This window comes from Ideonella sp. (assembly GCF_036277275.1).
In the GTDB taxonomy this organism is placed as follows: Bacteria; Pseudomonadota; Gammaproteobacteria; order Burkholderiales; family Burkholderiaceae_C; genus Ideonella.
This window is the reverse complement of sequence record NZ_DASUNH010000009.1, coordinates 82,954-105,094: the sequence shown is the minus strand read 5'-3', so window position 1 is coordinate 105,094 and position 22,141 is coordinate 82,954. Positions and strand designations below refer to the sequence as shown.

Genomic DNA, 22,141 nt, shown 5'->3' with positions numbered 1-22,141 from the left:
CGGCCGCCTTGCCGGCCGCCCGCTGGTTTCCCGTTTCTCTCGTTCTCCTTTTTTCGATGATCACCCTGCGCAACGTCACGCTCCGGCGCGGCACCAAGGTCGTGCTGGACAGCGCTTCCGTTACCCTGAACCCCGGCGAAAAGATCGGCCTCGTTGGGCGCAATGGCGCCGGCAAGTCGTCGCTGTTCGCGCTGCTCGCCGGCCGCCTTGGCGCCGATGCTGGCGACTTCGAGATCCCGCCGCGTTGGCGCATGGGCGAGGTCGTGCAGCACATGCCGGAGACCGAAGACCCAGCGACCGACTTCGTGCTGCAAGGCGACACGCCGCTGATGGAAGCGCAGGCCGAACTGGCCGCCGCCGAAGCCGCCGACGACGGCGAGGCGATGGCGCATGCGCACCTCTCGCTCGAAGAAGCCGGAGCCTTCGACGCCCGCGCCCGTGCGCAAACGCTGCTGCTGGGCCTGGGCTTCAAGCGCGACCAGCTCGACGCACCGGTCAACAGCTTCTCGGGCGGCTGGCGCATGCGCCTGCAGCTGGCCCGCGCGCTGATGTGCCCGGCCGATCTGATGCTGCTCGACGAGCCGACCAACCACCTGGACCTCGACGCCCTCGTCTGGCTCGAAGGCTGGCTGCAGCGCTACAGCGGCACGCTGCTGGTCATCAGCCATGACCGCGAATTCCTCGACGCGATCACCCAGGTGACGCTGCACCTCGAGGACGCCAAGTTGACGCGCTACGGCGGCAACTACACCACCTTCGAAGAGATGCGCGCCGAGCGCATGAGCCAGCAGGCCGCCGCCTTCTCGAAGCAGCAGGAGCGCATCGCCCACCTGCAGCGCTTCATCGACCGCTTCAAGGCCAAGGCCAGCAAGGCCAAGCAGGCGCAAAGCCGCGTCAAGGCGCTGGACCGGATGGAACGCCTGGCCCCGGTGCTGACCGCCAGCGACTTCAACTTCGAGTTCCGCGAGCCCCAGAGCCTGCCGAACCCGATGCTCGCGATGAGCGACATGGTCTGCGGCTACAAGGGCGCGAACGAAGACGGCAGCGACAAGGCGATCGTCCACAACATCAACCGCACGGTGCTTGCCGGCCAGCGCATCGGCGTGCTGGGCGCCAACGGCCAGGGCAAGTCGACCTTCGTCAAGACGATCGCACGCGAGAACCCTGCCCTGGGCGGCACGGTGACCGAGGGCAAGGGCCTGTCGATCGGCTACTTCGCGCAGCAGGAGATGGACCTGCTGCATGCCGACGACACGCCGCTGCAGCACATGGTGCGGCTGGCCCGCACCGTCGGGCCCGAGGCACGCGAGCAGGAGTTGCGCGATTTCCTCGGCCAGTTCCGCTTCGTCGGCGAGATGGTGCACCAGACCATCGGCACGCTGTCGGGTGGCGAGAAGGCGCGCCTGGTGCTGGGCTCGTTGGTCTGGCAGCGCCCCAACCTGCTGCTGCTGGACGAGCCGACCAACCACCTGGACTTGACGACACGCGAAGCGCTGTCGATGGCGCTGAACGAATTCGAAGGTTCGGTGATGCTGGTCAGCCACGACCGCGCGTTGCTGCGCGAGGTCTGCGACGAGTTCTGGCTGGTGGCAGACGGCGCGCTGAAGCCCTTCGACGGCGACCTGGACGACTATCAGCGCTGGCTGCTGGACCGCAGCCGCGAGGCCGCCCGGGCGCTGTCGGGCAAGCAGCCGGCCCCGGCGCCCGCGCCCGCAGCCGCAGCGGCGCCAAAGGTCAGCGCAGCCCCAGTCCCCAAGGCCCCGGCGCCCGCCGGCCGCGACGACCGCAAGGCCGCCGCGCAGGCGCGCGCCAAGCTGGCCGACCGCACGCGCCCGCTGCGCAACGAGGTGCTGAAGATCGACCAGCGGCTCGCCAAGCTGCATGCCGAGCAGGCCGCCGTGGAAGCACAGCTGGCCAAGCCCGGCCTGGCCGGCGAGCAGTTCGGCGAACTCGGTCGCCAACTCGCTCATGTGCAGGCCGAGGTGGCGATGCTCGAAGAGCGCTGGCTCGAACTGCACACCGAGATCGAGGCAATGAAATAGCGCCCCCACGGCCCCTTCCGGGGCCTGCCCCCCCAAGGGGGCTCGCGCAGCGGCCCGGCAGAGCCGGATCCCCGCACGCCACTTGATGAACGACGGCGCTACGCGCGCCTAAGATCACGCCACTCGTTCAAAGTCCATCTCCCAGTTGGTCTCCCAGGTCTTGCCGCCATCCGGCGAAAAGGCCTGTTCCCAGCGCGGCGTGTCGCTGCGGGTGCGCAACCACAGGAAGCGCACCTTGATCGGCTGGCCGCGGAAGGTTTCATCGGCGTAGAAGACACCGTCACCACCTTCGAAGCGGCCAACCATCGGCACGTCGATCTGGCCTGGGGAGCGCGCGTCCAGCCACCAGATCGACCACTGCTTGTTCTGCGGATCCCAGCAACGGATGGTCGACGCCCGGTAGCGGCCGCTCGGCAGGTCCAGCACGTTGTGGTCGACATTGCCCTGCCCGCCCATCAGCGGCTGCATGTGGCTGATACCTTCGAACAGCTCCCATTCGGTGCAGCCGGCCAGGCGGTCGCGCAGGCGGCGGTGGTGAACGCGCCAGTGACCGAACAGCGGGTCGAAGTCGTGGCAGGTGCCTTCGTGAGGCGCGGTCAGGTCATTGATCGTGGGCATCGGGGTCTCCTCGTTGACGTGGGTGATGAAGGGAAAGGGGCCGCCGCTCAGGCACATGCGGAGCGCGCGGTGGGTTCAAGCTGCAGCACCAGCGGCTCGGCGCGCAGCCAAGGCGCCAGGGTGTCCAGGCCGGGCACCGACGCGCCGCCAGGCCACGCAGCCAGCAGCATCAGTACCGGGCCGTCCGTGCGCACCGGCAAGCGGGGGAAGTTGTTCTCGGCGAACTCGGTTTCGAAGACCCCCAGGTCCTCCGCGCCTGCTTGGCGCAGGCTGGACAGCCAGTGCGTGTCGATCCAGGCGCGCAGGTCGTCGCCAGCGGGTTCGGCGAGCGGCAGCACGATGGCGCGCCAAGGCCGCGGCGACGCCGCGCGCTCAGCCGGTGCCAGCGCCGGCAAGCCGGGGCTCGGCCGCAGCAGCAACACGTCGTCCGAGTCGACGATCGTCGCATTGGCGGCGTTGCGGAAATCCTGCCAGACCGGCCCGAAGTAGAAGGCCTTCAAGCCGGCCGCGCGCGAGGCCATGTCGGCAAAGCCGCGCAGCCAGGTGAAGCGGTCAGGCTCGGCGGGTTCGCGAAAGAGGCCGGGCAGCCGCATGCCGACGGCTTCCTGGCTCTCGATGAACTCGCGCTCGAACAGCGCGATCAGTTCGTCGCGCCTACCCAGCTGCGTCCGGTAGCGGCGCAGCTCAATGACAGTGAGGGGTGTGTGGGTGTCCATGGCGGCATGATGTGCCGCCAAACCTGACATCGAATGTCATCTTTTCCAGCGCGCTCGAAAGTTGGGCTGAGGAATGCGCCGCCGGTTGCGAAGCCTCAGGCGCCCGGCCCGCAGTCCAGGCAGCGCTCGACCGGCACCGGCCCCATGCGCAGCGAGCGCTGCAGGAAGCGCAATGCGGTTCGCAAGCCCTCCTCGATGACCGGGTGGTAGAACGGGCTGTCGAGCATTTGCTGCACCGTGTCACCGCGCTGCACGGACCAGGCCAGCAGATGGCCGATGTGCTCGGCCGCCGGGCCGATCATCTCGGCACCGAGGAAACGTCCGCTGCCATGCTCGGCATAGACGCGCAGAGCGCCCTGGTTCTTCAGCATCACGCGGCTGCGGCCCTGGTCTTCGAACAAAACTTCACCGGTCTCGAACGACACCTTGTCGTGGCACAACTCCAGGTGGCTGCGGCCGGCCAGCATGATCTGCGGGTCGGTGAACGCCACGGCCAATGCCGCCCGGCGCGGGCGTTCGCGCACGTCCGGGTAGCGACCGGCGTTGTCGCCGGCAATTCGGCCTTCGTCGGCGGCTTCGTGCAGCAGTTCCAAGTCGCTGTTCGCGTCGCCGGCGATGAAGACATGGCTGTCGCCGATCTGCGAGGTGCGGCGGTCGAATCGCGGCACGCCCTGGGCATCCAGTGGCAAGTGGGTGTTCTCGAGGCCCAGGCCACGCAGGTTCGGCGCGCGCCCGGCAGCGGCCAGCACCCATTCGAAGCGTCCTTCGCCGGCCTCGGTCTGCACGATGACCTCGTCGCCTTCGCGACGCAGCTGCAGGTTCTTGGCCTCCAGCTGCAGCGACAGCTCGCGGCTGAAGAGCTCTCGCGTCAGGGCCTGCAGCGCGGGGTCGGTCAACGGGCCGATGCGCGCGCTGCGGCCATACAGTCGCACCCGCACGCCCAGCCGGTGCAGCGCCTGCGCCAGCTCCAGCGCGATGACACCGGCACCCAACACGGCCACCGATTTCGGCAGCGTCTGCCAGCTGAACACGTCGTCGTTGATCAGCAGGCGGTCGCCCACCGTCTCGCGCCACTGCGTCGGCACGGTCGGGTGCGAGCCGGTCGCGATGACGATGCGTGCCGCCCGCACCTGGGTGTGGTCATCGACTTGGAGGGTGTGCTCGTCGATGAAGCGCGCGTGGCCATGCAGCTTGTGCTCCGCCGGCCACTTCTCGACCGCCTCGGTGACGAAGCCGACGAAACGGTCGCGCTCACTGCGCACGCGACGCATCACCGCTTCGCCGTCGATGCGCAACGGGCCCGCGTGCACGCCGAAGGCACCGGCATGCTGGGCCGTGTGCGCGGCCTCGGCGGCAGCGATCAGCAGCTTGCTCGGCATGCAGCCGACACGTGCGCACGTGGTGCCGAATGGGCCGCCTTCGATCACCAGCACATTGCGGGTGTGCGCCAGCGCGGAGCGGTAAGCCGTCATGCCGGCCGTGCCAGCCCCGATGATGGCCACGTCGACCTGCAGTTGCTTCACGAGTCACCTTTCGCCGGCCTGCCGATGGCCGAGCACGCAGCGTAGCGCGGCGACGCTGCGGGCGCCATCGGAAGGGGCTTGGCAGCCGCAGCCCGCGGCGCGGTCAGCCTTCGCTCGGTGCGCGGCTGAGGGCGTTGTTGGCAGTGACCAGTTGGTTCAGCATGCGCAGGAACTGGGCCCGCTCGTCGGGCGGCAACGGCTGCAGCATGCGCTCTTGCGCGCGAAGCATCGCCGGCACCACCTCGCTCAGCAACGCGTGGCCCGTGCCGGTGAGCGACAGCAGGCGCACGCGACGGTCGGACGGATCCAGGTCACGCTGCACCAGGCCGCGCGCCTGCAGCCTGTCAATCACGCTGGCGATGGTCGAGGTGTCGAAGCCGATCGAGCGGGCCAGCGAGCGCTGGTCCACGCCGGGCGCATTGGCCAGCGCCTGCATCGTCGCGTACTGCACCGGCGTGACGCCGTGCGGCTCGGCTTCTTGCAGGAATATCGCCACCGCAATCTGCTGCAGGCGACGAATCGAATGGCCGGGCAGGCTGTCCAGCGCAATCGGTGCAGCGGCGTCGCTTGTGTCGTTGATGGCGGGCATGGAAGCGGGGCCTCGATAACCGGTTCGAGAGGCGCGCCGGATGCTATCACCGCCCCCCATCCATCGAGCCACGATGTGCGGCCGATCCTTTCGCTGTATAGACACCACCATATCGGTTCTTTACCGTCTTCATTCAGCAGAGATGGCCATCAACATATACTTGTCTACATATCGATATTCGGCAGCACCCATGCGCCCTTTCCACCGACTGCTGATTCGTTTCACCGCTGCGTTGAACGCCGGGTTCGTCAGCCTGGGTGCGGCGGCCGCCGACCTGACCGTCTCGGCCGCCGCCAGCCTGACCAATGCCTTCCGTGAGCTGGCACCGCTGTTCGAAAGCACGCATCCGGGCACCAAGGTCCAGTTCAATTTCGGCGCTTCCGGCGCGTTGTTGCAGCAAATGGCCAAGGGCGCGCCGGTCGACGTGTTCGCCAGCGCCGATCAGGAGACGATGGACCAGGCGCAGGCGCAGTCGCTGGTCAAGGCTGCCGATCGGCGCAACTTCGTATCGAACACCTTGGTGGTGATCGTGCCGCAGGCAGCGGCGAACGTGCCGCGGACGGTGAAGGACCTGGCCCAGCCGGCCTACGCGCGAATCGCGATTGGCCAGCCGGCCACGGTCCCGGTGGGCCGCTACACCCGCAGCGTGCTCGAAGCCGCGGGCCGGTGGGCAGCCATCGAGCCGAAGACGATCGGTGCGCAAAACGCACGACAGGCGCTCGACTATGTCGCGCGTGCCGAAGTCGACGCCGGCTTCGTCTACGCCACCGACGCCGCCCTGATGCCTGCCAAGGTCAAGGTGGCGCTGACGGTGCCGACGACCACACCCATCCGCTACCCCGTGGCCCCGCTGGCGGCCAGCCCGAACGCCGGGCAGGCCAGGCGATTCGTCGAGTTCCTGACCGGCCCGGCGGCGCGGACGGTGTTCGCCAAACACGGCTTCGGCCAACCCTGACCAGAGCGGCGATGGAAGGCGCATGGATCCCGCTGCTGCTGACGCTGAAGGTCGCCGGCTGTGCGACGGCCTTGAATCTTCTGCTCGGCGTTGGCATGGCGTTCGCCTTGGCCCGTTGGCGCTTTCCCGGCCGGGAAGTGCTCGACGCCGTTCTGACACTGCCGATGGTGATGCCGCCCACGGTGATGGGGTACTACCTGTTGGTTCTGATCGGCCAACAGGGGCCGCTGGGCGCGTGGCTCTGGTCGCAGTTCGGCATCCGGCTCATTTTCACGTGGGAGGCCGCGGTCTTGGCAGCCATGGTGATGTCCTTTCCGCTGGTGTTCAAACCCGCCAGGACCGCTTTCGAGGGCGTCGACCCTCAATTCGAGCATGCCGCTCGCACGCTCGGCATCAGCGAGTGGGCGGTGTTCTTCCGCGTCTCGCTTCCTCTTGCGTGGCGAGGCATCTTCGCGGGCCTGCTGCTGTCGTTTGCCAGGGCCATGGGGGAATTCGGCGCCACGCTGATGGTGGCCGGCAGCATTCCCGGCAAGACACAAACCCTGTCGATTGCTGCCTACGAGGCAGTTCAGGCCGGCCAGGACGACATGGCGAACTTCCTCGTGGCGGTAACCACGCTGACTTGCCTCGCCATCCTCTTGTCGGCTGGCCGATTGCTGCCGCCACACAAGGAGCCGCGAAGCTGATGGAACCCACGTTGACCTGGGACATCGCGCTGGCCAAGGAGCTGCGTCATGGCGATGCAGCCTTCACGCTGGATGTGCGCTTCGCCAGCCATGCGCACCGCGTCGTCCTGTTCGGCCCTTCCGGCGCCGGCAAGACGCAGACCCTGAAGCTGATCGCCGGCATCACCCGGCCCGACACGGGCCATGTGCAGGTAGCGAGCCGCACCCTGTTCGACAGCGAACGCGGCGTGAACCTGCCGGCACAGCGTCGCCAGCTGGGTTTCGTGTTCCAGGACTACGCCCTGTTCCCGCACTTGACCGTGAGGCAGAACATCGCCTTCGCGCGCCGCCACGGCTGGCTCAATCCCGGCGCAAGGCGGCACGACGAGGTGGCCGAGCGCTGGATCCGCAATTTCCATCTCGAGCCGGTGGCGGGGTTGTATCCGGCGCAGCTCTCGGGCGGCCAGCGCCAGCGCACCGCACTGGCCCGAGCGCTGGCGCACGAACCGGCGGCGCTGCTGCTGGACGAGCCCTTCGCAGCGCTGGACCAACGGCTTCGGCTGCGGCTGCGCAGCGAGTTGGCCGAGCTGCTGGACCAGGTGCGCCTGCCGATGCTGCTGATCACCCACGACGAAGGCGACCTGCGCGCACTGGCCGATGACGTGGTGCACCTGCAGGACGGCCGCGTGACCCACGTCGAAACGGCCCGCGAGGTGGCTCATGCCTGAGCCGAGCCCCACCGCCCACGGCCACCTCTCGGCCCGCACCATGCCGATCCGGACCCATTTGCCATCCAGACTGCGCCATGGCCAGCATCGCACCGACCTCGCGCCGCGCTGAGCCGCGCCCGGCCCGCCGTCACACCACCCGGCTCGGCCTCGACGGTGCCGTCTGGCTCACCGTGGGCGGCGAGAACCTCGCCGGCCACACGCGCGTGGGCTTGCTGCGCGCGGTGGCCGAACAAGGCTCGATCACCCAAGCCGCCAAGGCCTTTGGCATCAGCTACAAGGCCGCGTGGGACGCCATCGACCAGATGAACCAGATGGCGGGCGAGCCGCTGGTCGAACGCAGCACCGGTGGCCGCGGCGGCGGCTCGACCCGGCTCACCGCGCGTGGCGAACGCCTGGTGCAACGCTACGGTCAGATCGACGCGGCGCACCAGCGCTTCCTGCGCCTGCTGGACCAGGCGTCGATCGACCTCGACCAGGATTTCTCCCTGCTGAGCATCCTCAACATGAAGACCAGCGCACGCAACCAGTTCGTCGGCACCGTCACCAGCGTCCGCGCCGGTGCAGTGAATGACGAAATCGAGCTGACGCTGCCCGGAGGCGCCAAACTGGTGGCCACGGTCACGCGCGAGAGCACCGAATCACTGGGCCTGCGCACCCACATGACCGCGATCGCGCTGGTCAAGGCCTCGTCGGTGCTGCTGGCCACCGGGTTGGAAGGCAGCAAGGTCTCGGCGCGCAACCAGCTGCCCGGCACGGTGGCTGCTGTCACGCCGGGTACGGTGAATGCCGAAGTCGAGCTGGAGATGGATGGCGCCAACCGCATCGTTGCCATCGTGACCCAGGACAGCCTCAAGTCGCTCGGGCTCGCGCCAGGCACCCGCGCCACGGCCTTGTTCGATGCATCGAGCGTGATCCTGGCGGTGGCAGCCTGAGCCGGCGGGGCGCGCGCAGCGGGGGTCAGTAGTGCGGCGGCAACTCGTCGCGCAGGCTGCGTGGGGTACCCGAGCTGTCGTTCGGCAGCTGGTCGCGCAACTGACGCAGCTCACGCATCAGCAGCTCGATCTGCTGCTGTTGCCGCACGACGGCTTCGTTCAGGTGGTCGATCAGGTCTTCGCTGAAGCTGGCCTTGATCTCCAGCTCGGTCAGGCGGCGATCGGTCTCGGCCAGTGATGGGTCGTCATGCGCGGTGCTCATGCCGCTATTGGACCGCGAAACGCACCCGGTCTATCCCCAGACCGACGACGCGTCCCGTCGATCGGCCCCTAACCCAATGGGCTGACGCAAGCCCCGCCGCGGCGTAGAGTGCGCGCCAGGAGGCGCCACCCGATGCCCATTCCGCTCAAGCAATACGCACCGCTGGACGTCATGCTCGGCCGGCCCGCGGCGGCGAACTTCCCGCAGCACCCGCGACGCTTCCTCGCCCAGGGAGACTCGTGGTTCTCGTTCGGGTCGGTCAACCCGCTGGCCACCGGCAACATGATGGACGGCATGGCCTTCGAGAAGGACAGCTGTGTCGTCAACTGCGCCCATCCGGGCGATGTGCTGGACCACATGGTCGACAAACGGCGCGAGCCGATGTTCGCCAACCTGCTGCTGGGCGCGCAGGCCTGGCGCTGGGACGCGATCCTGCTGTCACCTGGCGGCAACGACCTGATCGATTTCATCCGCGTGCCGCAGGTCGACGACAAGGGCCAGCCGGTGCCCGCGTTCCTGCGGGCGCTGTTGACGCCTGCCGAGCGCGGCGGCGAGCCCGACCGCGCGGCGGCCTATGTCAGCGAGCAGGGTTGGGACACCTTCGTGCAGCACATCGTGCCGCAGTACCACGAGTTCATCGCGATGCGCGACGCAACGGCCAGCCAGAGCCAGGGCGCACCGATCTTCGTCCACACCTACGACTTCATCACCCCGCGCGATGCCGGCGCGGGTGCCGGTGTCGGGCCCTGGCTGTTCCCGGCCTTGACCAGCTACGAGGTCCCGCAGGCCCTGTGGCAGCCGCTGACACGCCTGTTCCTGTCGCGCCTGACAGGCCTGATGCGCAGCATGGCGTTGCCGCAGTTTCATGTGATCGACACCCAGGGCACGCTGGCCCCGGCCGACCTGGGCAGCCATGGCGACGACCACGACTGGGCCAACGAGATCCACCCCAACCCGGGTGGCTACGTGAAGCTGGGCGCGGTATTTGCCGCCGGTATCGAGGCGCTGATGCCCTGAATGCCGTCGCGGCCGAGCCAAGTTGGTCAACCGGATGTAAAGCTGCCCCGCCTTCGGCGATTGGCCGTCAGCACAGGCGACGTCTGGTGCGTTGAATCATGACGTTTCAACTGCGGGGTTTTCTCATGAACTCGCCCAAACATTCGATGCTGGCATTGGCAACGGCCTTGGCCGCCAGTGCCCTGTTGTCTGCCTGCTACGTTGTCCCTGCCCGCCCGTACCGTGGCGGTTATGCCTACGACGACGTCTACGGCCCGCCGGTGACGGTGGCTCCGCCCCCGGCGCAGGTCGAGGTGGTTGGCGTGGCGCCCTACCCGGGCGCGATCTGGATCGGTGGTTACTGGAACTGGGTCGGCGGCCGCCACGTATGGGTGCACGGCCGCTGGGACGCACCGCGCCCCGGTTACCGCTATGAGCCGCACATGTGGCGCCGCGACGGCCAGAGCTGGCGCGAGGCGCCGGGCCGCTGGCGCCCGGTCAACTGAGCCGGCCGGAGCCCCGCATATCGACCCACCGTGCCGCTTCATGCGGCGCTTTTCGTTGGGCCCGCGCATCGTCGATGCGGGCGAACGTCATAAAGCAAGCAAAGAAATCGCCTCTGGACTAGAATACCCGGGTTGCCGCGTTTTTGCTCACTGTCGCGGCAAGTGCGGCCCGACGGCCCGACAAAGCTTCCACCGGCCTGCCCGATATCTCTGCAGCCCGCTCCTCGCTCCGAACCGGCTCAACGCCTGGTCCCCGCGGTCGTCAGCCTCACCTCCGCGGCGAGCTTCATCTCCGGCCCACACCTGCGCAGCGGCCGGCAAACCTTCTCCAACGGCCCATCGCCCTGCCTTCAGGCAAGTTGGCGCGCTGGCCGCCCCATCGTTTGCCCAAGGAATTTCATTGGCGAAAGAAGAACTGATCGAAATGCACGGCAAGGTCGAAGACGTCCTGCCCGATTCACGCTACCGCGTGGTTCTCGACAACGGCCATGTGCTGGTTGCTTACACCGCCGGCAAGGTGCGTAAGAACCACATCCGTATCCTCGCCGGCGACCGCGTGTCGCTGGAACTGTCCCCCTATGACCTCAGCAAGGGACGCATCACCTTCCGGCATCTCGACCGCGGTGGCGCCCCCCGCCCTGGTAGTGGCCCCCGTCGCTGAACGGGCAATCTTTTGTTAACTTCGCGGACCCGGCGACAGGAAGCGCCGGGAATGCAATTTCCCCACCAAGAAAGGGCCCCATGGGCAACAAACTCTACGTCGGCAACCTCGCTTACAGCATGCGCGACGATTCTCTCCAACAGGCTTTCTCCGAATTCGGCACCGTCACGTCCGCCAAGGTCATGATGGACCGTGACACCGGCCGCTCGAAGGGCTTCGGCTTCGTCGAGATGGGCTCGGACCAGGAAGCACAAGCCGCGATCCGCGGCATGCACGGCCAGTCGGTTGACGGCCGCGCACTGGTCGTCAACGAAGCCCGTCCGCGTGAAGAGCGCCCGGGCGGCTTCGGCGGCGGTGGCTACGGCGGCGGTGGCCGCAGCGGTGGTGGTGGCGGCGGCTACGGCGGCGGCGGTGGCCGCAGCGGTGGCGGCGGCTACGGCGGCGGCGGCGGTGGCCGCGGCGGCTACTGATTTTCTGCAGTAAGCTGGTTACCGGTTTTGACGGGCCCCTCGGGGCCCGTTTTTCATGGGGCGGGCCAAAACGCACCAGCCGACACCGCCTCCCGCAGCACATGGCGGCCAAGCGGCGATTTGTTCACAGCTGCTCCACCTGAGGTCATTCGGTGCGTTGAATCTGTCGCGTACAAGGCCGAAAAGGACATTCAAGAATCCACGTCCTGCCTTGCCAACGAAAGCCCCGATGCTTGCCGACTGCAGCCGCCACGCCGAAGACGACACCGACGACGAACTCCGGGCGCTGCGCGAAGAGGTGATGCGCCTGCGAGCGTTCAGCCGCGATGTGGCGCACCAGATGATCGGCGCCTCGTCATCGATGAGCCACCTGGCAGCGCTGAGCGAGCTGGCGCTCGACCGTGGCGAACCCGAACGGCTGGCAACCTTCTTGGACCTGATGCGCGACGAGTCGGCTGCCGCCAGCGCACTGGTCGAAGCCTTGATGGCCCTGGCCGAACCGCCGCAGCCACCGCAGGACTGCGACGTGGTGTCCCTGTCGGCCTGCGTCGCCAAGGCGCAACGCCAGTTGATCCTGGCCGGCCGGCACGAATCGACCGCCGCCACGCCGGTGGTGGTTGGTCACCTGCCGATGGTCTGGGGCAATGAAGCCCTGCTGACCCAGGTGTTCGTCAATCTGATGGGCAACGCGCTGAAGTTCTCGCGCCGCAGCACCAACGGCCGCGTCGAAGTCTTTGCCCAGAAGCACGACGACGAAGTCGCCATCTGCGTGCACGACAACGGCGTCGGCTTCGACGACGCCCAGGCCGAGCGCATGTTCGAGCCGTTTCACCGCAGTCACGGTTCGGCCTACCCCGGCCATGGCCTGGGCCTGACGGTCGTGCGGTCGATCGTCGAGCACCACGGTGGACGCGTCTGGGCTGAATCGCAGCCCGGCCGAGGGGCGCGTTTTTCGGTCTCGCTGCCGGTCTGTTCGCCGATCCACATGCCGAACAGGTTGCCGCCCTGGGCCGACCGTCCGCTGGACGAGGAACAGTCCGAGTCCTTCATCGACGAAGCACGCATGGCCGCCTGGTCGCATGCCTTCGTTGCCAGCCCCGACGAAGTCCGCGAGGCTGTGCGCCGCGTTGGCTCCGACGTGCAGGGCATGGGCCGCTACCTGCTCGGCTTGCGGCCTGCGATGGCGCAGTAGTCGAGGTCCCACGGCCCCTTCCGGGGCCTGCCTTGCAGGCCGCGCAGAGCCAAAGGGACTCTCGCGCAGCGGACCGGCCAAGCCGGATCCGCGCACGCCACTTGGGGTGCAGCGGCTCCGGCGGAGCGCTGCTGTCGGTGCTAAACCCTCAGAGTCTCTCGAAGACCGCGGCGATGCCCTGGCCGCCGCCGATGCACATCGTCACCAGCGCATAGCGACCGCTGGTGCGCTGCAGTTCATAGATCGCCTTGGTGGCGATGAAGGCGCCTGAGCAACCGATCGGGTGGCCAAGCGCGATCGCGCCGCCATTCGGGTTGGTCTTGGCCATGTCCAGCTCGAGGCCGCGCGCCACGGCAATCGCCTGGGCAGCGAAGGCCTCGTTGCTTTCAATGACGTCGATCTGGTCGAGCCGCAGGCCGGCCTTCTTCAGCGCCAGCTTGGATGCTGGGATCGGCCCTTCGCCCATGATCTCGTTCGGCACGCCGGCCACCGCGTAGCTGACCAGCCGGGCGAGCGGCTTGTAGCCGGCGGCGGCCGACACCTTGGCGTCGCCCAACACGAAGAACGCCGCACCGTCGTTGATGCCCGAGGCATTGCCGGCAGTCACCGTGCCGTCCTTCTTGAACGCCGGCTTCAGCTTGGCCAGCGATTCCATCGTGATGTTGGCCTTCACGTACTCGTCGGTGTCGAAGACCACCTCGCCCTTCTTCGTCTGCTTGACGATGGGCACGATCTGGCTCTTGAAGCGGCCCTCGGCGATCGCCACCGCAGCGCGTCGCTGCGATTCGACTGCCAGCGCGTCCTGCTGCTCGCGGCTGATGTCCCATTTGGCGGCCAGGTTCTCGGCCGTGATGCCCATGTGGCCGACGCCGAACGGATCGGTCAACGTCGCCACCATCGTGTCGATCAGCTTGGTGTCGCCCATGCGAGCCCCCGTGCGCATCGCGGTGCTGAGGTAGCCACCGCGGCTCATCACCTCGACGCCGCCGCCGACGCCGTAGTCACAGTCACCCAGCAGGATGTTCTGCGCGGTCGTCACGATGCCTTGCAGGCCCGACGAACACAGGCGGTTGACCGCCATCGCCACCGAATCCATCGGCAACCCGGCCTGGATCGACGCCACCCGCGCCACGTAGGCAAAGCGACTGTCGGTCGGGATGGTGTTGCCGACCGTCACGTAGTTGATCGCCTTCGGGTCGACACCAGAGCGCTCGACCGCCGCTTTCATCACCGTGCCGGCCAGCTCGGCCGGCTCGATGTCGGAGAGCGCCCCACCGAAACTGCCGATCGCCGAACGCGCGGCACCCAGAACCACCACATCACGTGTTGCAGCCATTGCTCAAGCTCCTTGTGTCAAAACAGGCCAAATGATGCGCCACACGGCGATCTTTTGGGGCCGTGGGCTCTTGATCTGGCGCAATCGCGCAGGCGCCGCCGCCAGTGGTCGATCAGCCTCCCGGCCGACGGCAGTTCACCGGCAGATACCGGTTCTCGATGTCGGTGCGGTCTCTGCCCTGAACTTCCATCTTGTCCGGAACCTTGCCACCCGCCGCGCAAACCCAGGCCGGAGGCACCTTCGGCGTGTCGGGCACCACGGCGGGCCGCAACGTCAATGTACGTCCCTTGATCGCGCCGTTGGCGTTGTTGCCGAAAGTGATGTGGATGGCCCCGTCTTCCACCGTGACGGCGGAGACGAAGTTGCCGACGATCTTGGCCGCCGCCGGCACGTCAGCCTCGTCGTTGTCGGCGGGCATCTCGTTGTTGACGCGCCAGTAGGTCGCGATCGGCCCCTTGACCACGTCGTCAGCGAGCTTGGCCGCCTCGACCACCTGCTCGCGCACGATGCGATCCTGGATGCTGGGCACGGCGATCATCGCCAGGATCGCGACGATGGACAAGGCGACCATCACCTCCACCAGCGTGAAGCCAAGGGCTGGTCGGCGCGAATGAGATGGCATGGGCAAGGGCGAGCAGGTCGTGAAGGCCGCCGAACTGTACGACGAAGGCGGCGCGCCGGTCACAAGGCGCTTCAGCGCGCCGGCGCCGAGGCGGCCGTGGCCTGCGGCACCGGCTGCGCAAACCAGGCCAATGCCTGCTGCAGCGGCGACGCGTTCACCACGTGATCGCCAGGCACGAGCTCCAGCCGGACACGCGTGAAGCCCGCCACACGCAGATCGTCCTCGATGTCACGGTGCTGCGCCGGCGTGGCCACCTTGTCTTTCGTTCCACCTTGCAGGAACACCGACACAGCGCGCGTGACATCGTCGAGCACCCCGAACTGCTTGGCCGCCTCGCCCAGCGCGTTCGTGTTGACACCCGCCATGTAGACCCCGGCGACCTGCACGCCGCGGCTGCGAAACAGCGCAGCCAACCAGCCCGAGTACTTCGCGCCACCGGAAAAGCCGGCGAATGCGATGCGCGGTTGATCGGCGCCCTTCCACATCGGCTTGACGGCTGCCAGCGCCGCATGGGCCAGCACGTAGCGCAGCTGCAGCAGGTCCTCGTCTGGCGACACGGCAGGCTCGGGGTCTGCCGCCACGCTGACCCATCCGGCAGCGGCGGCCGCCGCGCGGTAGGCCAGCAGCAGCGCGCGGCTCGAGCTGTATCCCCGGTCCGACGTCGCGTTGACGATCAGCACCGGCCACTCCCGGGCAGCGTCGAAGCCGGGTGGCAAGACCACCGAAACCAGCGCCTGCTCGACCTTGGATGGGCCGGCGCCGCCCCCGGCCAATTGCCGCCATTCGGTCGACAACCCCACGCGCAGCTGCACCGGCTCGCCCGACGTGGCATCGGCCGATGAAAGCGATGGCGACAGCACCAATGCCATCAGCCACCAGCCGCCCAGCTTGTTCTTCCAGCCCCGCATGTGCCGCATTCTCACCGCCTGGCGATGACCCAGAATCGGATGACCTCAGGGGGCCCCACCCTGTGCCGGTGGTGCTGCATCACCGTCCGTCATGATGCATGCTCCCGCTGTCGACGCGAGTCCAACCTCCAACAAGGAGACTGCCCATGCTGCTCGAAGGTTCCTGCCACTGCCGTGCGGTACGTTTCAGCGTCGTGTCGCACTCGCCCGTACCGTTCATGCGCTGCTACTGCTCGATCTGCCGCAAGACCGCCGGCAGCGGTGGCTTTGCCATCAACCTCGGCGCCGATTTCGCAACGTTGAAGGTACAGGGGCAGGAGCACCTGTCGGTCTACCGCGCGATCATGGAGGACGGCCACGAGAGCTCTGGCCAACGGCATTTCTGCAAGCGCTGCGGCACGGCATTGTGGCTGTGGGACCCGACCTGGCCCGAGCTCGTGCACCCGCACGCCGGCGCGGTCGACACGCCGCTGCCAACGCCACCTTCGGTGACGCACATGATGCTGAGCTCCAAGCCCGCGTGGGTCGAAGCGAACGTCGGTGACGACGACCGCGAGTTCGACGAGTACCCGGACGAATCGCTGGCCGAGTGGCACCAGCGGCATGGGCTGACGGGCTGACGCCCCTGCGCTACAGGGCCACCAGCACCTTGGCGTTGGCGCCGGCTTCGACGCGCTCATGCGCCCGGGCGATGTCGGCCAACGGGTAGGTCGCCAGCTCGGGATGACGCAGCGCGCCACGCTGCAGCAAACCCGTCGCCGTGTCGATCGCCTCACGCAGTGCCGCTTCCGGCAGCAGGTAGACGATGAAAAAGTACAGCTTGATGAAACGCGAAATCAGCGGCCGGAACGGCAACTCGATCGTCGGCGCGTTGGAGCCATAGATCACCGCCTGCCCGCCGAAGCGCAGCGCCTGGGCGTAGTGGCGCGCATTGCCGGCCACATCGACCTCGACCACCGCATCGGCGCCCTCGCCTTGCGTCAGCGCACGCACCTCAGCTGCGAGATCGGCCGTCTTGTAGTTGACGGCCGCAACGGCACCCAGCGAACGTGCGAGCGCCGCCTTCTCGTCGCTGCTGACCACGGCGATCGGGCGGCCACCAGCCAGCGCCACCAACTGGGTCACGTAGGCGCCCACGGCACCGGCGGCTCCAGGCACCATCACGGTCTTGTTCAACAGCGTGCCAAGTGACAGCACGGCATGCACGGCCGTCAGCAGCGGAATGCCGATCGAAGCCCCCACTTCCAAGGTCACGCCCTCGGGCAAGGTCACCGCCTGGCGCGCCGGCAGTGCGACGAACTCTGCTGCAGTGCCCATCGCCCGGCCCCATTGGCCATTGAACAGCCAGACGCGCTCACCCACCCGCCTGGGCGCGACGCCTTCGCCCACGGCAACGATTTCGCCGGCACCGTCGCTGTGCGGCACGACAAATGGATAGTCCATCGGCGCACCGCCGAGACCCGCGCGGCTCTTGACATCGGACGGGTTGACGCCCGAGAACACCACCCGCACCAGGACCTCGCCAGGTCCAGGTTGGGGTTTCGGCAGTTCATCGACGGACAGCACATCGACGGCCCGCCCCTTGGCGCGGTAGACAGCGGCTCTCATGGAGGCGAAGCGTAGACCGCGGCGGCAATGCCGCCAAGCCACGCTCAGCCAACGCAGCCTTGCCGGCCGCGCAACAATCAGACCGCAGTTTGAAGCATCCGAGCACCCAAGGCCTCGGCCACCTCGATGCCGTCGACACCCGCGGACATGATGCCGCCGGCGTAACCCGCACCCTCGCCGGCCGGGTACAGCCCGGCCACGTTCACGCTCTGGTAGTCCTTGCCGCGCGGGATGCGCAGCGGCGAAGAGGTGCGCGTTTCGACTCCCGTCAACACCGCGTCGTGCATCGCAAAGCCGCGGATCTGCTTGTCGAACGCGGGCAGCGCCTCGCGAATCGCCGCCAGGGCGTACTCCGGCAGGCTGCCGCGGCCAGGCTCGGCCAGGTCGGTCAGGTGCACACCGGGCTTGTATGACGGCAGCACGCCACCGAACTCGCGCGCCACCTTGTCGCCATGCCGGCCGGCGATGAAATCGCCGACCAGTTCACCCGGCGCGAAGTAGTCGCCACCGCCCAGCTCGTAGGCGCGAGACTCCCAGAATCGCTGGAAGGCCATCCCGTCCAGCGGCGACACCGGGCCCGAGGCCAGACCGTCTTGCCGGTAGTCCTGCGGGGAAATGCCGACGACGATGCCGGCGTTCGCGTTGCGCTCGTTGCGCGAGTACTGGCTCATGCCATTGGTGACGACGCGGTTCGGCTCGGACGTCGCCGCCACCACCGTGCCGCCTGGGCACATGCAGAAACTGTAGACCGAGCGGCCATTGCTCGCGTGGTGCACCAGCTTGTAGTCGGCCGCGCCGAGGATCGGGTGGCCGGCGTTCGGGCCGAAGCGCGCCTTGTCGATCACGCTCTGCGGGTGCTCGATGCGGTAGCCGATCGAGAACGGCTTGGCCTCCATCGCGACACCGCGTTGGTGCAGCATCGTGAAGGTGTCGCGGGCGCTGTGGCCGAGCGCCAGCACCACATGGTCGGCCTCGAGCTGCTCGCCGCTGGCCAGCGTCAGCCCGCGGACGGCGCCGCCTTCGATGCGGATGTCCGTCACCCGCTGCTGGAAGCGGATCTCGCCGCCCAGCGCCTCGATGTCGGCCCGCATCTTCTCGATCATGCTGACCAGGCGGAAGGTGCCGATGTGCGGCTTGCTGACGTAGAGGATCTCGTCCGGCGCGCCGGCCTTGACGAACTCGGTCAGCACCTTGCGCGTCAGGTGGCGCGGGTCGCTGATCTGGCTCCAGAGCTTGCCGTCGGAGAACGTGCCGGCGCCGCCTTCGCCGAACTGCACGTTCGACTCGGGATTCAGCTCGCTCTTGCGCCACAGGCCCCAGGTGTCCTTGGTGCGCTCGCGGACCTGCTTGCCGCGCTCCAGCACGATCGGCCGCAAGCCCATCTGCGCCAGCACCAGCGCCGCGAACAGGCCACACGGCCCAAAGCCCACCACCACCGGCCGCGGCCGTTGAGTGGCGTAGAAATCGGCCGGCGCCGAGCCGACCAGCTTATAGCGGGTGTCCGGGGCAGGCTTGATGTGGGCGTCGCCAGCATGGCGGGCCAGCACTTCGGCCTCATCCAGCCCTTCAGCAAGCTGGCAATCGACGGTGTAGATCAACACCATCGCGGTCTTCTTGCGCGCGTCGTAAGCGCGGCGGAAGACGGTGAAATCGGCGAGCTGCTCGTCGCGCAGCTTCAATCGCGCCACGATGGCCGGGCGCAGCGCCTCTGGCTCGTGATTGAGCGGTAAGCGCAGTTCAGTGATACGGATCATGGGATGAAGAGACCCCGGAGCCGCCGCCCGAATCTGCCAAGGCGAGCGCGCAGGGCTTCGACAAGCTCAGCCCGAACGGAAAGGGAGAAACGGGTCGCGTGGACGGGGCGCGCGAAGCGTCGCCCCCTCCAAGTGGCGTGCGCGGATCCGGCTTTGCCGGTCCGCTGCGCGAGCCCCCTCGGGGGGCAGGCCCCTGGCAGGGGGCCGTGGGGGCACTATTTCAACCCCCTTTGTGCGGACGCTTGCCCGGGTTCTTCTTGCTGCGGGTGTGCGAGCCGCGTTCCAGGCTGATCTTCTGGCCCTTGCCGGCCGTGTAGGTGACGCCGTTCGGCGCGACGGGACGCGGGGTGGCCTTGCGGTCGGCTTCGGTGATGATCTTGTTGCCCATGGAATGCTCCGGTCGGTGGGTGGGATGAAGTGAAGGGCGAGATTATCAACGCTCGCGGCTACCATCACGACCTGCGCAATTGCCGCCCACCCACAACTTTGGAGGACTTATGGCCAAAGGCATTCAAACCGCCAACAAGATGACCAAGAAACCGAAGAAGGATGCCGCGCCCACCAAGGCTGCCGGCTCCGACCGGCCGGTGCCGCCGGTGACCGCCGTTCTGCCCAAGGGCAAGTTGAAGAACAAGCCGGGCTGACCGCCCGCCTGACCTGCTGATGGCCGCCCGCCGACCGGCCCAGCCCGCCAGAACCGCCGCGTCGACACCGCCCGTGGCCGAAGAAGAGTTCGGCAAGCCGGCGGCCGGCTGGCGCCGGGCGCTGTACCGCATCGTGTTCGAGTCGGACACGCGCAGCGGCCAGCTGTTCGACGTGGCCGTCATCCTGGCGATCCTGCTCAGCGTGGCGGTCGTCATGGCCGACAGCATGGCGGTGGTCGTGGCCCGCCACGGCCCGGCGCTGTCGATCGCGGAGTGGACCTTCACCGGCCTGTTCACGCTCGAGTATCTGGCGCGCCTGGTCAGCGTGCAGCGGCCGCTGCGCTACGCGCTGAGCTTCTACGGCGTGATCGACCTGCTGTCGGTGCTGCCGACCTACCTGGCCCTGTTGTGGCCCGAGGGCCAGCTGCTGATCGACGTGCGTGTGCTGCGGCTGCTGCGGGTGTTCCGGATCTTCCGGCTCACCGAGTACATGGCCGAGTTCAGCCAGCTGGGCAGCGCGCTGCATGCCAGCCGCCGCAAGATCCTGGTCTTTCTGTCGTTCGTGCTGATGGTGGTGCTGGTGATGGGCACCGTGATGTACGTCGTCGAAGGGCCGCAGAACGGCTTCACCAGCATCCCGATCGCAATGTACTGGGCCGTGACGACGATGACCACCGTCGGCTTCGGCGACATCACGCCGCACACCGACATCGGCCGCATCATCGCCTCGGCCATGATGCTGCTGGGCTGGGGCGTGTTGGCCGTGCCGACCGGCATCGTCACCGCCGAAATGACGGCCCAGCGCCGCGATGCGCTCGCCGGGCGCGCCGCCTGGCGCTGCGCCGCCTGCAGGGCCGACGGTCATCCCGATGGGGCCCGGTTCTGCTGGCGCTGCGGCGTGGCGCTCGATCGCTGAGCGCGCCACGCGCGGCAATGCCGGTCAGACCGCCATGATCGACACGCTCTTGGTGACGAGGTAGGCCTCCATCGCCTCCGGGCCGCCTTCGGAGCCGTAGCCCGAATCCTTCACGCCGCCGAAAGGCATCTCGGCCACCGGCGCAGCCGGCTGGTTGATCCACAGCATGCCCACCTCCAACCGGTGCGACAGCTGGTGCGCGGTCTTGATCGAGCGGGTGAAGGCATAGCCGGCCAGGCCGAACGGCAGCCGGTTCGCCTCGGCGATCGCTTCGTCCAGCGCATCGAACGCGCGGATCGCGGCCACCGGGCCGAAGGGCTCGTTGTTGAACACATCGGCTTCCAGCGGCACATCGGTCAACACCGTCGGCGCGAAGAAGTTGCCCGCGCTGCCGACGCGCTCGCCGCCGGTCGCCACCGTCGCGCCCTTGGCGCGGGCGTCGTCGATCACCTTGGTCATCGCGCTCAGGCGCCGCGCGTTCGCCAGCGGCCCGATCATCGTGCCCTCGGCCAGGCCATCGCCCTGCTTCAGCCCCGCGGCATGCTTGACCAGCGCCTGCGCGAATTCGTCCTTCAGGCTGCGGTGCACCAGAAAGCGTGTCGGCGAAATGCAGACCTGGCCGGCGTTGCGGAACTTCGCGCCGCCCGCGGCCTTGACCGCCAGCGCCACGTCGGCGTCTTCGGCCACGATCACCGGCGCGTGGCCGCCGAGCTCCATCGTCACCCGCTTCATGTGGCGGCCGGCCAGCGCGGCCAGCTCCTTGCCGATCGGCGTCGAGCCGGTGAAGGTGACCTTGCGGATGACCGGGTGCGGGATCAGGTAGCCCGAGATCTCGGCCGGGTTGCCGAACACCAGGCCCACCACGCCAGCCGGGATGCCGGCATCGACGAAGGTGGCCAGCAGCGCGGCCGGCGAAGCCGGGGTTTCCTCGGGCGCCTTGACCAGGAACGAGCAGCCGCTGGCCAGCGCCGCGCCCAGCTTGCGCACGATCTGGTTGATCGGGAAGTTCCAGGGCGTGAATGCCGCGACCGGCCCCACCGGCTCCTTGAGCACCAGTTGCTGCGCCGCCAGGTTGCGCGACGGCACGATGCGGCCATAGGTGCGGCGGCCTTCGTCGGCGAACCACTCGATGATGTCGGCGCCGGCCAGCACCTCGCCGCGCGCTTCGGCCAGCGGCTTGCCCTGCTCTTGCGTCAGCAGGCGGGCGATCGTGTCGGCGCGCTCGCGCACCAGGCCGGCGGCCCGGCGCATCACCGCGGCGCGCTCGTGGGCCGGCACGTTGCGCCAGGTTTCGAAGCCCTTCTGGGCCGCGGCCAGCGCGCGGTCCAGGTCCGGGATGCCGGCATGGGCCACCGTGCCGATGGGTGCGCCAGTGGCGGGATTCAGCACGTCCAGCGTCTTGCCGCTGGCCGCGTCGACCCATTGGTTGTCGATCAGCAGTCGGGTGTCGGGGTAGGAAGTCGTCATGTTCAGCTCGGTTGGTCGCAAGGTCGCA

At 68.1% G+C, this 22,141-nt stretch carries 25 protein-coding genes; 13 read left to right on the top strand and 12 right to left on the bottom strand.

What is annotated here, in order from left to right; genetic code table 11:
* Nucleotides 1-56: 56 nt before the first annotated feature.
* Nucleotides 57-2,042 carry an ABC-F family ATP-binding cassette domain-containing protein gene (locus VFY73_RS02365; RefSeq protein WP_329716300.1) on the top strand — a complete coding sequence of 662 codons (1,986 nt, stop codon included), beginning with the start codon at nucleotides 57-59 and terminating at the stop codon, nucleotides 2,040-2,042.
* Nucleotides 2,043-2,156: 114 nt separating this feature from the next.
* Here the strand turns inward: VFY73_RS02365 and VFY73_RS02360 are convergent, their stop codons facing one another.
* The 4 genes from VFY73_RS02360 to VFY73_RS02345 form a co-directional block, all read right to left on the bottom strand.
* Nucleotides 2,157-2,660 carry a DUF1579 domain-containing protein gene (locus VFY73_RS02360; RefSeq protein ID WP_329716299.1) on the bottom strand — a complete coding sequence of 168 codons (504 nt, stop codon included), beginning with the start codon at nucleotides 2,658-2,660 and terminating at the stop codon, nucleotides 2,157-2,159.
* A 47-nt stretch (nucleotides 2,661-2,707) separates the two neighbouring features.
* Nucleotides 2,708-3,376 carry an NIPSNAP family protein gene (locus VFY73_RS02355; RefSeq protein ID WP_329716298.1) on the bottom strand — a complete coding sequence of 223 codons (669 nt, stop codon included), beginning with the start codon at nucleotides 3,374-3,376 and terminating at the stop codon, nucleotides 2,708-2,710.
* Between the two features lie 95 nt (nucleotides 3,377-3,471).
* Nucleotides 3,472-4,899: a dihydrolipoyl dehydrogenase gene (locus tag VFY73_RS02350; RefSeq protein ID WP_329716297.1), complete on the bottom strand. Its 1,428-nt coding sequence runs from the start codon at nucleotides 4,897-4,899 to the stop codon at nucleotides 3,472-3,474.
* A 103-nt stretch (nucleotides 4,900-5,002) separates the two neighbouring features.
* Nucleotides 5,003-5,488, bottom strand: coding sequence for a MarR family winged helix-turn-helix transcriptional regulator (locus VFY73_RS02345; RefSeq protein ID WP_329716296.1), 486 nt, complete (start codon nucleotides 5,486-5,488; stop codon nucleotides 5,003-5,005).
* Nucleotides 5,489-5,678: 190 nt separating this feature from the next.
* Between VFY73_RS02345 and modA the strand changes: the two genes are divergently transcribed.
* The 4 genes from modA (at nucleotide 5,679) to VFY73_RS02325 (ending at nucleotide 8,771) form a co-directional block, all read left to right on the top strand.
* Nucleotides 5,679-6,443, top strand: coding sequence for a molybdate ABC transporter substrate-binding protein (modA, locus tag VFY73_RS02340; protein ID WP_329716295.1), 765 nt, complete (start codon nucleotides 5,679-5,681; stop codon nucleotides 6,441-6,443).
* 11 nt (nucleotides 6,444-6,454) lie between these two features.
* Complete coding sequence (gene modB, locus VFY73_RS02335; RefSeq protein ID WP_329716294.1) at nucleotides 6,455-7,129, top strand: molybdate ABC transporter permease subunit; 675 nt, start codon at nucleotides 6,455-6,457, stop codon at nucleotides 7,127-7,129.
* Between the two features lie 11 nt (nucleotides 7,130-7,140).
* The gene (locus VFY73_RS02330) at nucleotides 7,141-7,836 is read left to right on the top strand and encodes an ATP-binding cassette domain-containing protein (RefSeq protein WP_414654376.1); all 696 of its coding nucleotides are present in this window, start codon (nucleotides 7,141-7,143) and stop codon (nucleotides 7,834-7,836) included.
* A gap of 77 nt (nucleotides 7,837-7,913) precedes the next feature.
* Nucleotides 7,914-8,771, top strand: a complete 858-nt coding sequence (locus tag VFY73_RS02325) for a TOBE domain-containing protein (RefSeq protein WP_329716292.1) — start codon at nucleotides 7,914-7,916, stop codon at nucleotides 8,769-8,771.
* A 25-nt stretch (nucleotides 8,772-8,796) separates the two neighbouring features.
* On the opposite strand, the gene VFY73_RS02320 is transcribed toward VFY73_RS02325, so the two are convergent.
* On the bottom strand, nucleotides 8,797-9,033 hold the full coding sequence (locus tag VFY73_RS02320) for a SlyX family protein (protein ID WP_329716291.1): 237 nt from the start codon (nucleotides 9,031-9,033) through the stop codon (nucleotides 8,797-8,799).
* 132 nt (nucleotides 9,034-9,165) lie between these two features.
* On the opposite strand from VFY73_RS02320, the gene VFY73_RS02315 reads away from it, so the two are divergent.
* The 5 genes from VFY73_RS02315 (at nucleotide 9,166) to VFY73_RS02295 (ending at nucleotide 12,858) form a co-directional block, all read left to right on the top strand.
* On the top strand, nucleotides 9,166-10,050 hold the full coding sequence (locus tag VFY73_RS02315; protein WP_329716290.1) for a hypothetical protein: 885 nt from the start codon (nucleotides 9,166-9,168) through the stop codon (nucleotides 10,048-10,050).
* Nucleotides 10,051-10,175: 125 nt separating this feature from the next.
* Nucleotides 10,176-10,535, top strand: a complete 360-nt coding sequence (locus tag VFY73_RS02310; RefSeq protein ID WP_329716289.1) for a hypothetical protein — start codon at nucleotides 10,176-10,178, stop codon at nucleotides 10,533-10,535.
* A 400-nt stretch (nucleotides 10,536-10,935) separates the two neighbouring features.
* Nucleotides 10,936-11,196, top strand: coding sequence for a translation initiation factor IF-1 (gene infA, locus VFY73_RS02305; protein WP_329716288.1), 261 nt, complete (start codon nucleotides 10,936-10,938; stop codon nucleotides 11,194-11,196).
* 80 nt (nucleotides 11,197-11,276) lie between these two features.
* Nucleotides 11,277-11,666: an RNA-binding protein gene (locus VFY73_RS02300; RefSeq protein ID WP_329716287.1), complete on the top strand. Its 390-nt coding sequence runs from the start codon at nucleotides 11,277-11,279 to the stop codon at nucleotides 11,664-11,666.
* A 229-nt stretch (nucleotides 11,667-11,895) separates the two neighbouring features.
* On the top strand, nucleotides 11,896-12,858 hold the full coding sequence (locus VFY73_RS02295) for a HAMP domain-containing sensor histidine kinase (RefSeq protein WP_329716286.1): 963 nt from the start codon (nucleotides 11,896-11,898) through the stop codon (nucleotides 12,856-12,858).
* Nucleotides 12,859-13,006: 148 nt separating this feature from the next.
* Here VFY73_RS02295 and VFY73_RS02290 read toward each other — a convergent pair whose 3' ends face one another.
* From VFY73_RS02290 to VFY73_RS02280, 3 genes are all read right to left on the bottom strand, one after another.
* Nucleotides 13,007-14,194: an acetyl-CoA C-acyltransferase family protein gene (locus VFY73_RS02290; RefSeq protein WP_329716285.1), complete on the bottom strand. Its 1,188-nt coding sequence runs from the start codon at nucleotides 14,192-14,194 to the stop codon at nucleotides 13,007-13,009.
* 112 nt (nucleotides 14,195-14,306) lie between these two features.
* On the bottom strand, nucleotides 14,307-14,816 hold the full coding sequence (locus VFY73_RS02285; protein WP_329716284.1) for a pilin: 510 nt from the start codon (nucleotides 14,814-14,816) through the stop codon (nucleotides 14,307-14,309).
* A gap of 71 nt (nucleotides 14,817-14,887) precedes the next feature.
* Nucleotides 14,888-15,724, bottom strand: a complete 837-nt coding sequence (locus tag VFY73_RS02280; RefSeq protein ID WP_329716283.1) for a hypothetical protein — start codon at nucleotides 15,722-15,724, stop codon at nucleotides 14,888-14,890.
* A 146-nt stretch (nucleotides 15,725-15,870) separates the two neighbouring features.
* Here VFY73_RS02280 and VFY73_RS02275 point away from each other — a divergent pair, with 146 nt between their 5' ends.
* The gene (locus tag VFY73_RS02275; protein ID WP_329716282.1) at nucleotides 15,871-16,344 is read left to right on the top strand and encodes a GFA family protein; all 474 of its coding nucleotides are present in this window, start codon (nucleotides 15,871-15,873) and stop codon (nucleotides 16,342-16,344) included.
* 10 nt (nucleotides 16,345-16,354) lie between these two features.
* On the opposite strand, the gene VFY73_RS02270 is transcribed toward VFY73_RS02275, so the two are convergent.
* The 3 genes from VFY73_RS02270 to VFY73_RS02260 all read right to left on the bottom strand — a co-directional run bounded on the left by VFY73_RS02270 (nucleotide 16,355) and on the right by VFY73_RS02260 (nucleotide 19,474).
* Nucleotides 16,355-17,332 (bottom strand): NADPH:quinone reductase, encoded by a 978-nt coding sequence (locus VFY73_RS02270; protein WP_329716281.1) that lies wholly within the window; start codon nucleotides 17,330-17,332, stop codon nucleotides 16,355-16,357.
* 77 nt (nucleotides 17,333-17,409) lie between these two features.
* Complete coding sequence (locus VFY73_RS02265; protein WP_329716280.1) at nucleotides 17,410-19,086, bottom strand: NAD(P)/FAD-dependent oxidoreductase; 1,677 nt, start codon at nucleotides 19,084-19,086, stop codon at nucleotides 17,410-17,412.
* A gap of 220 nt (nucleotides 19,087-19,306) precedes the next feature.
* Nucleotides 19,307-19,474 carry a hypothetical protein gene (locus tag VFY73_RS02260; protein ID WP_329716279.1) on the bottom strand — a complete coding sequence of 56 codons (168 nt, stop codon included), beginning with the start codon at nucleotides 19,472-19,474 and terminating at the stop codon, nucleotides 19,307-19,309.
* 109 nt (nucleotides 19,475-19,583) lie between these two features.
* Between VFY73_RS02260 and VFY73_RS02255 the strand changes: the two genes are divergently transcribed.
* Both VFY73_RS02255 and VFY73_RS02250 read left to right on the top strand, forming a co-directional pair.
* Nucleotides 19,584-19,730 (top strand): hypothetical protein, encoded by a 147-nt coding sequence (locus VFY73_RS02255; RefSeq protein WP_329716278.1) that lies wholly within the window; start codon nucleotides 19,584-19,586, stop codon nucleotides 19,728-19,730.
* Between the two features lie 19 nt (nucleotides 19,731-19,749).
* On the top strand, nucleotides 19,750-20,646 hold the full coding sequence (locus VFY73_RS02250) for an ion transporter (protein WP_329716277.1): 897 nt from the start codon (nucleotides 19,750-19,752) through the stop codon (nucleotides 20,644-20,646).
* Nucleotides 20,647-20,670: 24 nt separating this feature from the next.
* On the opposite strand, the gene VFY73_RS02245 is transcribed toward VFY73_RS02250, so the two are convergent.
* Nucleotides 20,671-22,113, bottom strand: a complete 1,443-nt coding sequence (locus VFY73_RS02245; RefSeq protein ID WP_329716276.1) for an NAD-dependent succinate-semialdehyde dehydrogenase — start codon at nucleotides 22,111-22,113, stop codon at nucleotides 20,671-20,673.
* Nucleotides 22,114-22,141: the final 28 nt, after the last annotated feature.

Excerpts from the sequence above, each read along its gene's own strand:
- VFY73_RS02275 (WP_329716282.1), top strand. The coding sequence starts at position 15,871 with ATGCTGCTCGAAGGTTCCTGCCACTGCCGTGCGGTACGTTTCAGCGTC.
- VFY73_RS02250 (WP_329716277.1), top strand. The coding sequence starts at position 19,750 with ATGGCCGCCCGCCGACCGGCCCAGCCCGCCAGAACCGCCGCGTCGACA.
- modB (WP_329716294.1), top strand. The coding sequence starts at position 6,455 with ATGGAAGGCGCATGGATCCCGCTGCTGCTGACGCTGAAGGTCGCCGGC.
- VFY73_RS02320 (WP_329716291.1), bottom strand. The coding sequence starts at position 9,033 with ATGAGCACCGCGCATGACGACCCATCACTGGCCGAGACCGATCGCCGC.
- VFY73_RS02290 (WP_329716285.1), bottom strand. The coding sequence starts at position 14,194 with ATGGCTGCAACACGTGATGTGGTGGTTCTGGGTGCCGCGCGTTCGGCG.
- VFY73_RS02245 (WP_329716276.1), bottom strand. The coding sequence starts at position 22,113 with ATGACGACTTCCTACCCCGACACCCGACTGCTGATCGACAACCAATGG.
- VFY73_RS02315 (WP_329716290.1), top strand. The coding sequence starts at position 9,166 with ATGCCCATTCCGCTCAAGCAATACGCACCGCTGGACGTCATGCTCGGC.
- VFY73_RS02260 (WP_329716279.1), bottom strand. The coding sequence starts at position 19,474 with ATGGGCAACAAGATCATCACCGAAGCCGACCGCAAGGCCACCCCGCGT.
- VFY73_RS02285 (WP_329716284.1), bottom strand. The coding sequence starts at position 14,816 with ATGCCATCTCATTCGCGCCGACCAGCCCTTGGCTTCACGCTGGTGGAG.
- VFY73_RS02360 (WP_329716299.1), bottom strand. The coding sequence starts at position 2,660 with ATGCCCACGATCAATGACCTGACCGCGCCTCACGAAGGCACCTGCCAC.
- VFY73_RS02365 (WP_329716300.1), top strand. The coding sequence starts at position 57 with ATGATCACCCTGCGCAACGTCACGCTCCGGCGCGGCACCAAGGTCGTG.
- VFY73_RS02300 (WP_329716287.1), top strand. The coding sequence starts at position 11,277 with ATGGGCAACAAACTCTACGTCGGCAACCTCGCTTACAGCATGCGCGAC.
- VFY73_RS02255 (WP_329716278.1), top strand. The coding sequence starts at position 19,584 with ATGGCCAAAGGCATTCAAACCGCCAACAAGATGACCAAGAAACCGAAG.
- VFY73_RS02325 (WP_329716292.1), top strand. The coding sequence starts at position 7,914 with ATGGCCAGCATCGCACCGACCTCGCGCCGCGCTGAGCCGCGCCCGGCC.
- VFY73_RS02280 (WP_329716283.1), bottom strand. The coding sequence starts at position 15,724 with ATGCGGGGCTGGAAGAACAAGCTGGGCGGCTGGTGGCTGATGGCATTG.
- VFY73_RS02295 (WP_329716286.1), top strand. The coding sequence starts at position 11,896 with ATGCTTGCCGACTGCAGCCGCCACGCCGAAGACGACACCGACGACGAA.
- VFY73_RS02270 (WP_329716281.1), bottom strand. The coding sequence starts at position 17,332 with ATGAGAGCCGCTGTCTACCGCGCCAAGGGGCGGGCCGTCGATGTGCTG.
- VFY73_RS02355 (WP_329716298.1), bottom strand. The coding sequence starts at position 3,376 with ATGGACACCCACACACCCCTCACTGTCATTGAGCTGCGCCGCTACCGG.
- modA (WP_329716295.1), top strand. The coding sequence starts at position 5,679 with ATGCGCCCTTTCCACCGACTGCTGATTCGTTTCACCGCTGCGTTGAAC.
- VFY73_RS02265 (WP_329716280.1), bottom strand. The coding sequence starts at position 19,086 with ATGATCCGTATCACTGAACTGCGCTTACCGCTCAATCACGAGCCAGAG.
- VFY73_RS02310 (WP_329716289.1), top strand. The coding sequence starts at position 10,176 with ATGAACTCGCCCAAACATTCGATGCTGGCATTGGCAACGGCCTTGGCC.
- VFY73_RS02345 (WP_329716296.1), bottom strand. The coding sequence starts at position 5,488 with ATGCCCGCCATCAACGACACAAGCGACGCCGCTGCACCGATTGCGCTG.